11 protein-coding genes and 2 pseudogenes are annotated in these 11519 nt (G+C 74.7%); 4 read left to right on the top strand and 9 right to left on the bottom strand.

The window, feature by feature from the left end:
• Nucleotides 1-92: 92 nt before the first annotated feature.
• Together JQN83_RS03665 and JQN83_RS03660 are read right to left on the bottom strand one after the other, a co-directional pair.
• Entirely contained in the window at nucleotides 93-530 is a 438-nt protein-coding gene (locus JQN83_RS03665) for an ATP-binding protein (protein ID WP_091244524.1), read from the bottom strand.
• Entirely contained in the window at nucleotides 527-883 is a 357-nt protein-coding gene (locus JQN83_RS03660) for an STAS domain-containing protein (protein ID WP_208565554.1), read from the bottom strand. The genes JQN83_RS03665 and JQN83_RS03660 overlap by 4 nt, the downstream gene beginning before the upstream one ends.
• Nucleotides 884-1015: 132 nt before the next feature.
• Between JQN83_RS03660 and sftH the strand changes: the two are divergent.
• The 3 genes and pseudogenes from sftH to JQN83_RS03645 all read left to right on the top strand — a co-directional run.
• Nucleotides 1016-3367, top strand: a pseudogene (gene sftH, locus JQN83_RS03655) (DNA 3'-5' helicase SftH); the annotation flags it as partial.
• 469 nt (nucleotides 3368-3836) lie between these two features.
• Nucleotides 3837-4040: a hypothetical protein gene (locus tag JQN83_RS03650; protein WP_208565553.1), complete on the top strand. Its 204-nt coding sequence runs from the start codon at nucleotides 3837-3839 to the stop codon at nucleotides 4038-4040.
• Between the two features lie 183 nt (nucleotides 4041-4223).
• The gene (locus tag JQN83_RS03645; RefSeq protein WP_208565552.1) at nucleotides 4224-4802 is read left to right on the top strand and encodes an LURP-one-related family protein; all 579 of its coding nucleotides are present in this window, start codon (nucleotides 4224-4226) and stop codon (nucleotides 4800-4802) included.
• 172 nt (nucleotides 4803-4974) lie between these two features.
• Here the strand turns inward: JQN83_RS03645 and JQN83_RS03640 are convergent, their stop codons facing one another.
• The 7 genes and pseudogenes from JQN83_RS03640 to ssd form a co-directional block, all read right to left on the bottom strand.
• A complete protein-coding gene (locus JQN83_RS03640) occupies nucleotides 4975-5274 on the bottom strand; it encodes an Rv3654c family TadE-like protein (protein WP_244251762.1) in 300 nt (99 codons plus the stop codon).
• Nucleotides 5275-5399: 125 nt separating this feature from the next.
• Nucleotides 5400-5783 (bottom strand): TadE family type IV pilus minor pilin, encoded by a 384-nt coding sequence (locus tag JQN83_RS03635; protein ID WP_208565551.1) that lies wholly within the window; start codon nucleotides 5781-5783, stop codon nucleotides 5400-5402.
• On the bottom strand, nucleotides 5780-5959 hold the full coding sequence (locus tag JQN83_RS03630) for a DUF4244 domain-containing protein (RefSeq protein ID WP_091244508.1): 180 nt from the start codon (nucleotides 5957-5959) through the stop codon (nucleotides 5780-5782). Before JQN83_RS03630 ends, JQN83_RS03635 begins: the two co-directional genes overlap by 4 nt.
• A gap of 27 nt (nucleotides 5960-5986) precedes the next feature.
• Entirely contained in the window at nucleotides 5987-6658 is a 672-nt protein-coding gene (locus JQN83_RS03625; RefSeq protein ID WP_372443969.1) for a type II secretion system F family protein, read from the bottom strand.
• A 53-nt stretch (nucleotides 6659-6711) separates the two neighbouring features.
• Nucleotides 6712-7065 (bottom strand): annotated as a pseudogene (locus tag JQN83_RS34295) (hypothetical protein); the annotation flags it as partial.
• Between the two features lie 653 nt (nucleotides 7066-7718).
• The gene (locus tag JQN83_RS03615; RefSeq protein WP_208565549.1) at nucleotides 7719-8924 is read right to left on the bottom strand and encodes a TadA family conjugal transfer-associated ATPase; all 1206 of its coding nucleotides are present in this window, start codon (nucleotides 8922-8924) and stop codon (nucleotides 7719-7721) included.
• Complete coding sequence (gene ssd / locus JQN83_RS03610; protein WP_208565548.1) at nucleotides 8921-10024, bottom strand: septum site-determining protein Ssd; 1104 nt, start codon at nucleotides 10022-10024, stop codon at nucleotides 8921-8923. Before ssd ends, JQN83_RS03615 begins: the two co-directional genes overlap by 4 nt.
• Nucleotides 10025-10462: 438 nt before the next feature.
• Here ssd and JQN83_RS32745 point away from each other — a divergent pair, with 438 nt between their 5' ends.
• A complete protein-coding gene (locus JQN83_RS32745; protein ID WP_244251576.1) occupies nucleotides 10463-11311 on the top strand; it encodes a VHL beta domain-containing protein in 849 nt (282 codons plus the stop codon).
• The last annotated feature ends 208 nt before the right edge of the window (nucleotides 11312-11519 follow it).

Genomic DNA, 11519 nt, shown 5'->3' with positions numbered 1-11519 from the left:
GTGTTATGAGGAAAAATCTGATATAGGAGGCCATCAACACTACGAGGCGGTGACCCACCAAGGGTCACCGCCTCATGCACGCAGAGTGTCGATCAGCGGCCGACCGGCCACACCATCCGGACCTCGGTCCCGACGCCCTCGGCCACCGGACGGACCTGGAGATCCTCCACGAAACCAGCGAGCAACGCGAAGCCCACCCCGGTGGTCAGGGCCTCGTCGGTCAACGCCTCGTTGGCCAACTCGTCGGCGTTCAACGCGGCCAGGCCCAGCCCCGCCTCGATCGGCGCCCGGTCCACCACCCGCACCGAATACGCTCCGGAGTCAGACATCTCCACCAGCACCGGATCGGCCAACCCGTACTGGTGGTGCAGGGCGACCGCCCGGGTGCACGCCTCACCGATGGCCAACCGCACCTCGTCGAGCAGATCCTCCCGGACCCCGGCCCGACGGGCCACCGCGACACCGACCAGGCGGGCGGTACGCACGTGCACCGGGGCCGGCGAGAAGGAGAGCCGGACCGTCGCCATCACGTGCCGGAGCCGGTGGGGTCGGCGGCGATCGCCGCGTCGACCGTCGGATGCAGGGGGAAGACCTGGTCCAGGGCGGTGATCCGGAAGATCTTCAGCAGCGGCTCCTTGTCGCAGACCAGGGCGAACGACCCTCCGGCCGAACGCAGCCGCTTGAGGGCGCCGACCAGCACCCCCAGGCCCGTGGAGTCGAGAAAGTCCACCCGGCCCAGGTCGACCACGACCCGCCGGGCGCCGCCGTCGATCAACTCCAGGAGCCGTTCGCGCAGTCGTGGTGCGGTGTAGACGTCCACCTCACCGCCGACCTCGAGCACCGTGTGCTCCCCCACGGTGCGGGTCGCCAGCGACAGCTCCATCAGTCCTCCTCCGAGAGCCGTAAACTCTCCTGGGCATCTAACCATCCCCGCCGGACGGCCCGGCGAGGTCACCGGCGGCGGCTCCTCCATACCCACCGGGCCGGTTGTTCAGCACCGAACACCAGTGCGAGAGTGCAGGACGTGAACCCCGCAGCCACCGCTACCGCAGGCCCCGGCACCGGGCGAGGGCCCGCCGAGCTGCTGCACCGGCTGCGCACCCGGCACCGGGCCGACCCGGTCACCCACGTCGAGCGGGTGCCGGCCCGCGCCGGGCAGCAGGCGCCGTGGCCGCAGTGGGCACCCGAGGAGCTACGGGCGGCGTTCGCCCGACGCGGCGTCACCGCCCCCTGGCGGCACCAGGCCGAGGCCGCCGAGCTGGCGTACGCCGGGCAGCACGTGGTGGTCGCCACCGGCACGGCGTCCGGCAAGTCCCTGGCATACCAGCTCCCGGCGCTGGCCACCCTGCTCGCCGACCCCCGGGCCACGGTGCTCTACCTGGCCCCCACCAAGGCCCTCGCCGCCGACCAGCTGCGCGCCGTCGCCGGCCTCGACCTCGACGGGGTACGCCCCGCCACCTACGACGGGGACACCCCGCGCACCGAACGGGAGTGGATCCGCCGGCACTCCCGGTTCGTGCTGACCAACCCGGACATGCTGCACCACGGCATCCTCCCCGGGCACGCGCACTGGTCGGGGTTCCTGCGCCGGCTGACGTACGTGATCGTCGACGAGTGCCACACCTACCGGGGCGTCTTCGGCTCCCACGTGGCGCACGTGCTGCGTCGGCTGCGCCGCCGGTGCGACCAGTTCGGCCGTACCCCCGTGTTCCTGCTCGCGTCCGCGACGTCGGGTGACCCGGCGGCGACCGCCGGGCGGCTCACCGGCCTGCCGGTCACCGCCGTCACCGAGGACACCTCACCGCGCGGCGGGGTCACCTTCGCGCTCTGGGAACCGCCGCTGCTGCCGCCGAACACCGACGTCGAGGCCGTCGCCGACGACCTGAACCAGGTCCGCCGGTCGGCGCTGCGGGAGACCGCCGACCTGCTCGCCGACACCGTCGCCGAGGGGGTACGCACGCTCGCCTTCGTCCGGTCCCGGCGCGGCGCGGAGGTCGTCGCCGCGAACGCCCGACGGGCCCTGGACGAGGCGGTGCCCGGCCTCGGCGAACGGGTCGCCGCCTACCGGGCCGGTTACCTGCGGGAGGAACGGCGGGAACTGGAACGGGCCCTGCTGCATGGTGAGCTGCTCGGCCTGGCGTCCACCAACGCGCTGGAGCTCGGCGTCGACCTGGTCGGGCTGGACGCGGTGCTGATCTGCGGCTGGCCGGGCACCCGGGCGTCGCTGTGGCAGCAGGCCGGCCGGGCCGGCCGCTCCGGCGACGAAGCGCTCGCCGTGCTGGTGGCCCGGGACGACCCGCTCGACACCTACCTGGTGCACCACCCGGAGGCCCTGTTCGGCCGGCCCGTCGAGGCGACGGTGCTCGACCCGGCCAACCCGTACGTGCTCACCCCGCAGCTCGCCTGCGCCGCCGCCGAGTCCCCGCTCACCCCGGCCGACCTGGACCTGTTCGGCGACGGGGCGAAGGAGGCCGTCGACGAGTTGGTGCGCGCCGGTGACCTGCGGCAGCGGCCCACCGGCTGGTACTGGCGGCACCGGGAACGTCCCGAGGTCGACCTGCGTGGCCAGGGCGGGGCACCGGTCTGCGTGGTGGAGGCGTCCACCGGCCGGCTGCTCGGCACCGTCGACGGCGGGTCGGCGCACTTCCTCGTCCACCCGGGGGCGGTCTACCTGCACCAGGGCGTCTCGTACGTGGTCGACGCGTTGGACCTCGACGACGGGTGCGCGCTGGTGCACGCCGAGGAGCCGGACTGGTCCACCCACGCCCGGGACGTCACCTCGCTCTCGGTGGTGTCGGTCCGCTCCTACCGGGACGCCGGGCCGGTCGGGCTCTTCCTCGGCGAGGTGGACGTCACCAGTCAGGTGGTCTCCTACCAACGTCGCCGGATCGCCTCCGGCGAGGTGATCGACACCCGCCCGCTGGACCTGCCGGCCCGGGAGCTGCGGACCGTCGCGGTCTGGTTCACGCTCTCCCCGCAGTCGTTGGCGGCGGCCGGGGTCGAGCCGGCGGACGTGCCGGGGGCCCTGCACGCCGCCGAGCACGCCGCGATCGGGTTGCTGCCGCTGATGGCCACCTGCGACCGGTGGGACATCGGCGGGCTGTCCACCGCCCTGCACCCGGACACCGAGGCGCCCACCGTGTTCGTCTACGACGGTCACCCCGGCGGGGCCGGCTTCGCCGAGCGGGCCTACCGGACGGCAGCGGCCTGGCTGGGCGCCACCCGGGACGCCATCGTCGAGTGCGGCTGCGAGTCGGGCTGCCCGTCCTGCGTCCAGTCCCCCAAGTGCGGCAACGGCAACAACCCGCTGTCCAAGCCGGGGTCGGTCCGGGTCCTCGACGTGGTCCTGACCAACCTCCCCACCGGGATGCCCGTCCCCACCCAGCCGACCCCTGCCCCGCTGGTTCCTGCCCCGCTGACTCCCACCCAATTGGCTGCCGCCCAGCTGACTCCCGTCGAGCCGGCTCCCGTCGAACCGGCTCCCGCCCCGGCTGCTGCCCAGCCGACCCCCGCCCAGCCGGCTCCCGCCCAGCCGGCTCCCGCCCAGCCGGCTCCCGCCCAGCCGGCTCCCGCCCAGCCGGCTCCCGCCCAGCCGGCTCCCGCCCAGCCGGCTCCTGCCCAGCCGGCTCCTGCTTCGGCTGCTGCCCAGCCGGCCTCCGCCGAGCGGTAGCGCGGCGCGGTCGGCGGTTGCTGCGGGTGCGGTGCGATTCCGGCCCGTGATCGTGCTTGAGCCGGAGGACAAGTGGGCATTGATGCATGGGAGCGCTTCCATCGATAATGGGGAGTGCCACCCTCACCGCCGACCCTGCCGTTCTTCCCCCTTTGGAGGAGAAGCCGTGGCCGACACCATCGCCGAGACCGTCGACCTGCTCTACACCATCGACCAGGACAATCTCACCCCGGACCAGTTGATCGCGCTGGGTGCCGCACTGGCCAGCCTGGCGCAGGCGGAACGCCTGGACCAGATCAACGAGCGGCTGCGGGGCATCCACCAGGTGCTCAACACCTGGGCGCTCAAGGCGACCGCCGAGGGGCGTTGACGACGGCCGCTCACTGCTGACGGCGGCGAGCCTCACCCCTGACAGCGGCGAGGCTCACCCCTGACGGCGGCGCCCGCTGACTGCTGGCTGGCACTGACGGTGGTGATCGCTGGCTGCTGCCTGGTGGCGGGCGCTGACCGTGGGGTTGTGCGAGACTCCGGCGCACCCTTCGGAGGAGTTTTCATGCAGCTAGACAGCTTGCAGGCGCAGCACCAGTTCCACGTCCGGCAGCGGATCCGGATGATGGTCAACCAGTACGAGGTCCGGGCCGTGGCGGCGGACGGCACCGAGGGCGAGTTGTTGGCGTTCGCGCAGCAGAAGCGGCTCGCCTTCAAGGAGCAGGTCACCATCTACACCGACGACTCCAAGCAGCACCCCCTGCTCGGTTTCAAGGCCCGGCAGCGGCTCGACCTCGGTGCCACGTACGACGTGACCGACCACGCCGGCACGCCGATCGGGCTGTTCCGCAAGGACTTCGCCCAGTCCCTGCTCCGCTCGACCTGGCACGTCGAGCAGGCCGGCCTGCCGCAGATCACCGGTCAGGAGCGCAGCATGCCGGTGGCGCTGCTGCGCCGGTTCGTCTACTCGCTGTCGTGGCTGCCCTACCACTTCGACTTCATCGCGGGTGGCCAGTCGGTCTTCTCCGTGATCAAGAAGTGGGGGCTGCGGGACCGTTACGTCGTCGAGGTGCCGCACCCGCAGATCGACCGGCGGCTGGTGATCGCCATGGCGATCGGCCTGGACGCGCTCCAGGGCCGCTGAGCCACCGGCCGGCCCGGTCTCGGCTCGCCGCCGTACGGCCCGGGACTGCCGTCGCCCGGCTCGCCTCCACGGCGTCGACGTCTCGCCGGGATCTCCGGAACCCGCTTTCCGGCTGCCGCGCCGTGCTCGGGCACGGCAGCCGGAGACGGGTTGCCGCACCGGCGTGCGGCGGTCAGCCGCGCACCGGTCCGGCGCGGGCCGTGACGGTGGCGAACCGCCGCAGTCCCGGCAGCGGGGTGACCGCCACCTCGACCGTCACCACCACGTCGAGCCCGTCCACCTGACAGGCGACCAGCCGGGCGGCGTTGGCGCGGACGAACTCGTCGGCGGTCGCACAGGCCGGCCCGGACCCCTGCCACACCTGACCGGCCCCGGCCAGCGCCCCGAAGTCGGCACCGACCCGGGCCTGGTGCCGTGCCAGCCGGGCTGCACCGATCGCCGCCCCGAACCCCCCGACCAGCACGAAGACCATGCCGACGGCGAGCAACAGCACGGTCGCCCCGCCCCGCTCCGACGCGCGGTCGGCGCGGACCGGCGCATGCTCCCTGGCGGTGGCCTCGGCGGGGCCCGGGACGCGGACGGGCCGGCAGGCGCGGATCACGAGCCGGTACCCGGCAGGCCCGGACCCGGCAGGCCCGGTTCGATGGCGGCGACCGTGCTGGCCTCGACGGTCAGCCGGGGCAACCGGGCCCCGAGCGCCCGGACGGGGGCCCGCACCGTCACGGTGACCCGGTCCGCCTGCACCGAGATCGAGACGACCGCCGCCTCGGGTGCGATCCGGGTGGCCGTGTCGGTGCCGTCCCCGCCCCGGGCGGCGGCGAGCGCCGCCTCCCGGGCCGCGTCCAGACAGGTCGCCTTCGTGGTGACCGCGTCGACGGCGGTGAGCCCGGCGAACAGGAGCACGAGCAGCGCCGGCAGGCCGGCCGCCAGTTCGGCGGTGAACGAACCCCGGTCCCGACCGGCCGGCCGGCGCGGTCTCACTTCAACGCCCGATCGATCACGGCCGTCAGGGCCGACTGCACGTTGCCCGAGGTGAGCACCTTGAGCAGGATGCCGGCGAAGGCGACGGCGGCGAGGGTGCCCACGGCGTACTCGGCGGTGTTCATCCCCGCGTCGCCGCGCAGCCGGGTGTGGAGCCGGCGGAGAAGTTTGCGCATCTGTCGTTTCCCTTTCTCGATGAGGGGTCACAGCACGTCGCCGAGGACGGCGACGATCACCGGCACCAGGCCGGCGAGAATGAAGGCCGGCAGGAAACACAGGCCCAGCGGCAGCACGATCAGCACGCCGGCCCGCCGGGCGGACGCCTCCGCCGCCGTGGACCGGTCGGCCCGAAGGTCGTCGGCGACGCGGGTGAGGGCACCGGCCAGCGCCGCACCGCTGCGGGAAGAGCGCAGCGCGGCACCGACCACCCGGTCGGCCCCGGGCACCGGCGTGAGGTGTGCCCACGCCTCCGCTGGCTCGCCGCCGAGCAGCAACGTCCGCCCGATCCGCCCGAGCCGGACCGCCAGTGGACCGTCCACAGCATCGGCCACCGCGAGCACCGAGCGGTCCACCGGTGCACCCGCTCGCATGGCTGCTGCCAGCAGATCGGCGGCCAGTGGCAGATCGGCGGTCTCCCGTGACCGGCTCTTGCGAACGGCAGGTGGTTCGATCCGGCGGAGCATCCGGTCCGCCGTCAGCGCGGTCAATGCCCCGCCCAGGGCTCCGACCCAACCGCCGGCCAGCAGCAGGACCGCCAGCCCCGCCAGGGCGGCTCCGAGCCGTACCCGGTCGGGCCACCAGCCTGGCCGGCGTCTACCGGTCCGCCGGCCGGTCAGTACGTCCCACCTCCGGCCGGCCCGGTTGCCACGCACCATGACCAGCAGCGCGGCCGCGACCAGGCAACCGGCTGACACGTTCGCCGGTGACATCAGCCGCCGCCACCCGGCGTGGCACCCAGCCGCTCGGCCCAGAGCAACCCGCCGACCTGGAGACCCATTGCGGTCAGCGCGCACCCGGCACCCACCGGGGTGTGCAGCAGCACCGCCAGTGGGTCGACGCCGATGCCGTAACCGAGGGCGACACCACCGAGTGGAAGCGCGGCCAGCAGCAGCGCGGTGGCATTGGCACCCGCCGCCTGGGCGGCCGCGGCGGCCATTCCCCGGTCGAACGCCCGCGCGTCGGCCTCGACCCGTTCGAGGAGGTCGGCCAGGGGCGCCCCCGTCCGGTCGGCGAGTCGGACCGCCGCCCGAGCCAAGCGTTCGAGCCGGTCCGTCCCGGCCGGATCATCCGTCGTCGTGCCCGAGCGGCTTCCCCGGCCCGGGAGTCCGTCGCCCGACCGGGACACTGACAGCAGGCCCACCGGTGTGTCCGTACCGACGCCACGGTCGGCAGCGGGTCCGGGGTCGGTGCCGAGCGGGCGGGGGGCGGTCGGCGGAGCCAGCCCGTCCACCGGTCGGCCGGGGCCGCTCGGACGGTCCGCGCCCGATGGGGCGTCGGTGCGGTCGAGCATCGGAACGGGCATACCAGCACGCAGGTCCGCAGCGAGCGCCCCCAGCCGGTCCAGTTGGCGGCGACGCTCCCGGCTGGCCTGCCCTGCCGCCCGCCTGCGACGCACGGCGCGGGCCCCGAGCATCCCGTAGCCGGCCAGGAGAGCGGCGGCGACCGGCCCGGCGGCGACACCACCCGCACCCGCTCCCACGAGCCCGACCAGCAGCAGGATCCGTCGCGGACGGTCGGACACCCGCCACCGCAGCGGACCTCGACCGGTTACCCACCGATAGACCGTCGGAGGTGCGCCACGGGTGTCCGGAGGGGCCGGGGCGCCCGGCGGTGTGGCGAGCACGCGGCGGCGGCGACGCCGGTTGGGGCTTACCGGCCAGGCGACCACCAGTGCCGCACCGGCCAGCAGGGTCGTGACCAGCCACCAGGGGGATGTCACGCCAGCCCTGCCGTACCGGACCGGGGCGCCCGCAGCAGGGATGGCACCGGGACTCCCCGATCCCGCAGCAGGGTGACCAGCGCGGGCCCGGCAGGCCCGACGCCGTGGCCCCGTACCCAGGCCGGCACCACCGTCACCAGACGGTCCGACCCGTCCGCCAGCAGTAGGCAGATCGACTCCAGCAGTCGACCCTGAGGGCCTCGACGGACCTGCACCAGCACCTGGAGCGCAGCGGCGACCTGGGCGTGCAGCGCCGCCCGGGGCAGCCCGCCGAGCAACCCGAGGGCCTCCAGCCGGGCCGGCACGTCGGCCGGGGTGTTGGCGTGCAGGGTGCCCGCCCCGCCGTCGTGGCCGGTGTTGAGTGCGGCCAACAGGTCCACCACCTCCGCGCCCCGGCACTCGCCCACGACCAGCCGGTCGGGGCGCATCCGCAACGCCTGCCTGACCAGCGCACTCAGGCCGACCACGCCCGCGCCCTCCACGTTGGCCGTGCGGGCCTGGAGACCGACCACGTGCGGGTGCACCGGGTGCAGCTCGGCGGCGTCCTCCACCAGCACGATGCGTTCCGTCGTCGGCACCAGGCCCAGCATCGTGTTGAGCAGGGTGGTCTTGCCCGAGCCGGTGCCGCCGGTGACCAGGTAGGCCAGCCGGGCGGCAACCACCGCGGCGAGCACCGGTGCCACCGGGTGCGGCACGGTGCCCTGTTGGACCAGCTCGTCGAGGGTGAACGGGCGGTGCCGGAAGGTCCGCAGGGACAGGTACGGCCCGTCGGTCGCCACCGGAGGCAGTACGGCGTGCAGCCGGGTGCCGTCGGGCAGCCGCGCGTCAGCGTAGGGCGAGCCGTCGTCGAGCCGACGCCCGGCGGCAGCGGTGAGCCGTTGCGCCAGCCGGCGTACGTCGTCGACCGTGCCGAGCGGCACCGCCACCTGGTGCAGCCCGGTGCCCCGGTCGACCCAGACCCGGACACCGTTGACGAGTACGTCGGTGACCTGCGGGTCTTCGAGCAGTGGGGCGAGCGGCCCGGCACCCACCAGATCGTCGTGCACCCGGTTGGCGATCCGCAGCACGGCGGTGTCGCCGAGGACGGCGGCGGACGGTTCGGCACGGACGGCGGAGACGATCGCCGCCGGGGTGACCGGGGTCGCCGCTTCGGCCATCCGTTGTCGGACCCGGGCGGCGAACCCGTCGGACCGGTCGGTCATGCCGCACCCGGCACGGGCAGCCCGGTCAGCTCGGTGACCAGTCGGCGGCAGAGCGCGGCGAGAGGGCCACGGCCGGCGGCGGCCGGTGCCTCACCGCGTTCCAGCCCCCGGCACAGCGCCGGTTCGGGGCGCAGCGTCCCGGCCAGCGGGAGCCCCAGGGCCCGAGCCACCTCGGTCGCCCGCAACCGGCCGGGGGCGGGGCCCCGGACGATCACTCCCAGGGTGGCGCAGTGCGGGGCTGCGGCGGCGACCACCCGGGCCGCTGCCGCGGTGGCCCGCAGCTCCGCCGGCACCACCACGTACGCCTGGTCGGCGGCCTGCAACGCGATCACGGCGGCGTCGTCGAGCTGGCGTGGCAGGTCGACCACGACGAAGTCCCGACCCCGCCGGGCCGCGTCCACGGTTGCGGCCATCGCCTGCGCGGGCAGGGCCAGCGGCTCACCCCGGTCCCAGGAGAGGACGACCAGGTCACCCCGGTGCGGCAGGGCGCGGACCAGGGCGGGCGCGTCGACCCGGCCGTCGGCGTCGGTGAGGGACGGCCAGCGCAGCCCGTCCAGTTCCTCCCAGCCGAGCACCAGGTCGAGCCCGCCGCCGAGCGGGTCCGCGTCGACCAGCAGGGTCCGCAGGTGGGCGCGGGCGGCGGTGACCGCCAGGCCACCGGCGAGGACGCTGGCACCGGCCCCTCCCCGGCCGCCGAGCACCGCGACCGTCCGGGCCGGGCCGGCCGGGTTGCCGCCCGGCGCGCACTCGGTGAACCGGTCGACCAGCCATGGCTCGGCGGCGGGCAGGACGGCGACGTGCTCGGCACCGATCAGCTCGGCGATCTCCCAGCCCGGGTCGAGTTCACCCGACCGCCCGACCAGCACCGTGCGGGGCCGGCGGGGCAGCCGACCCCGCAGGCAGGCCTGGGCCTGGTCGCTGCCGACGAGCACCAGGGGCGCGGGGAGCCAGCGGGAACGGGCGGCAGCCGCGTCGGCGGCCACCTCCACCTCGGTGCCGCCCGCTGCGGCGAGCCGCAGCAGCTCGTCGAGGAGGTCACCGTCGGAGGTGACCAGCAACGGCAGTCGTCGGTGGGGCGGAAGGGAGGTACGGGGTGGCATCACGGCCTCCAGCGGTCGGGGGTGCTGGCTCAGACCCTGCGCCGGCTCCCCCGGTGCGTGCCGCCCGCGACGGCTTGCCTGTGGACAACGGGACGGCCTGTGGACAGCCCCCGCCACCGCAGGTGATCTGCTATGACCGCCGGCCGGCCGGCGGGTTGGTGGGCGGACTGGCCGCAGGACCCTCCCCGACCGCCCGTTCGACCGCCCGTAGAACCCGACCGGAGGTCCCTGACCAGCACCGGAGCCACCGCCAGCACACCATCTGGTGAGCCGGGGCGGCCGAACGACGCCGACCGTCCCGGGGACGTGCGGGAAGGAACGCGAAAAAATGTCCTGTTCACCCCGCCCGAGTGATTGACGGCATACGGCGTCGTACGTCAATAATCGTGACCGCACGCCACCGCGAAGGTGGCACCCGCCGCTCTCGGAACCGGGGCCATGGCCGACTCACCCGATGAAACCACCACCACCCTGCGCATCGGTGGCTGGCTGCCGGCACCCCGGCACCACCAGACACTGCCGCCTTATCTCGTCCCCCCGGCCGGCCGGCATCTGATCGACGCCTCCCCGACCGGGTCACCGACCGGCCCACTGCCGGCGCCCGCCCACGCCGTCGAACCCGCCGGCATCGGACGGACCCTGCTGCTGGCCGGAGTGGCATTCGGCCTGGTCGCCAGCCTCGTTCTCGCCCTGTCACCGTTGTGGTCGGGCCCGCGGCGCGACGCCGCCGCCCTCCCGATGACGCCCTCGTGGATCGCGGACCGCCCGGACCTCGCGGCCGTCGAGAGCCCCACGCCGGTCGCCGAACACGCGCCCGCGCCGGCCTCGCTCGCCACCCGCGCCGCCGCCCCGGTCGCGCCGGTAGCGCCGCCGCCCCGCCAGCCACACCAACCCGCCACGGGTACGACGTCCCGCCCGGCCGCGACGACGACCCCACCCCGGCCCGCCCCGACGACCACCCCGCCCCGCCCCACGCCGAAGCCGCCGACCAACCAGCCCGGACCGGGTGAACTGACGCCGCTGCCGGCATCCCGGGAACACACGCTGCGGTCCAGCTCGAACGGAGCCTCGACGTACGTCGAGTTCGTCAACGCCCGCAGTTCGCAGGTCGTCGTCTACTGGCTCGACTACCAGGGCCAACGACGGCAGTACAAGGTGCTCGACGCGGGCCGCTCCTACCGCCAGCAGACGTACCTGGGGCACCCGTGGGTGGTCACCGACCGGCACGGCCGCGCCCTGGCCTGCTTCCTGCCCGCCCGTACGACGATGAGGGCGGTGGCGCGCTAGCCCGTTCGCCGGTCATCGGCGTACGGATCCACCAGTTCGCGGGCGGAGCGCTCCCACCGGAAAGGGACGACCCCCGTCGGGGGGAGACGGGGGTCGTCGAATGGTTCGGCTCCGGGGGGGTTGAGCCGAACCGGCCCGGCGGTCACGGGGGGGTGCGACCGCCGAGGGTCTGTCAGCTTTCGGGGACGTGAATCGTTGTCGTGCGGAC

It is taken from the genome of Micromonospora antibiotica, from assembly GCF_017599305.1.
GTDB lineage: Bacteria > Actinomycetota > Actinomycetes > Mycobacteriales > Micromonosporaceae > Micromonospora > Micromonospora antibiotica.
This window is presented reverse-complemented; position numbering and strand designations above follow the sequence as displayed.

Coding starts and splice junctions, on each gene's coding strand:
- JQN83_RS03625 (WP_372443969.1), bottom strand. CDS start 6,658: ATGGTGCGTGGCAACCGGGCCGGCCGGAGGTGGGACGTACTGACCGGC.
- ssd (WP_208565548.1), bottom strand. CDS start 10,024: ATGCCACCCCGTACCTCCCTTCCGCCCCACCGACGACTGCCGTTGCTG.
- JQN83_RS03630 (WP_091244508.1), bottom strand. CDS start 5,959: ATGCGCAAACTTCTCCGCCGGCTCCACACCCGGCTGCGCGGCGACGCG.
- JQN83_RS03640 (WP_244251762.1), bottom strand. CDS start 5,274: ATGGTCTTCGTGCTGGTCGGGGGGTTCGGGGCGGCGATCGGTGCAGCC.
- JQN83_RS03660 (WP_208565554.1), bottom strand. CDS start 883: ATGGAGCTGTCGCTGGCGACCCGCACCGTGGGGGAGCACACGGTGCTC.
- JQN83_RS03645 (WP_208565552.1), top strand. CDS start 4,224: ATGCAGCTAGACAGCTTGCAGGCGCAGCACCAGTTCCACGTCCGGCAG.
- JQN83_RS32745 (WP_244251576.1), top strand. CDS start 10,463: ATGGCCGACTCACCCGATGAAACCACCACCACCCTGCGCATCGGTGGC.
- JQN83_RS03615 (WP_208565549.1), bottom strand. CDS start 8,924: ATGACCGACCGGTCCGACGGGTTCGCCGCCCGGGTCCGACAACGGATG.